Origin of the sequence: Paracraurococcus lichenis (assembly GCF_030657435.1) — a bacterium.
Lineage (GTDB): Bacteria > Pseudomonadota > Alphaproteobacteria > Acetobacterales > Acetobacteraceae > Paracraurococcus > Paracraurococcus lichenis.
The window spans coordinates 1-433 of record NZ_JAUTWS010000495.1 but is presented as its reverse complement, the minus strand read 5'-3'; the positions used below and the strand labels follow the sequence as shown (position 1 = coordinate 433).

Genomic DNA, 433 nt, shown 5'->3' with positions numbered 1-433 from the left:
CAAGAAGAACGCCGCCCGACGCCGGGCCGGGCGCGGCCGGCTGCCGGCGCACCTGCCGCGCATCGAGCAGGTGCTCATGCCCGAGAGCACCGCCTGCCCGTGCTGCCAGGGTGCGATGGTGGAGATCGGCTGCGACACCGCCGAGCGCTTCGACGTGATCCCCGTCCAGTTCCGCGTCCAGGTCACCAAGCGTCCCAAGTTCGCCTGCCGCGCCTGCCCAGGCGTCGTGGTCCAGGCACCTGCCCCGGCGCGCCTGATCGAGGGTGGCATGCCGACCGAGGCGGCGGTGGCGCATGTCGCGGTGGCCCGCTACGCCGACCACCTGCCGCTGTACCGCCAGGCGCAGGGCCTGGCGCGGCAGGGCATCGAGATCGGCCGCGGGGTGCTGGCGGGCTGGATGGGTGCGGCCGCCTTTGAGATCCGCCCCGTGGTC

General features: G+C 74.4%; 1 protein-coding gene. It reads left to right on the top strand.

What is annotated here, in order from left to right:
• Positions 1–433: IS66 family transposase zinc-finger binding domain-containing protein (locus Q7A36_RS40950; RefSeq protein WP_305109502.1), on the top strand; the 433-nt coding region annotated here is incomplete at both ends.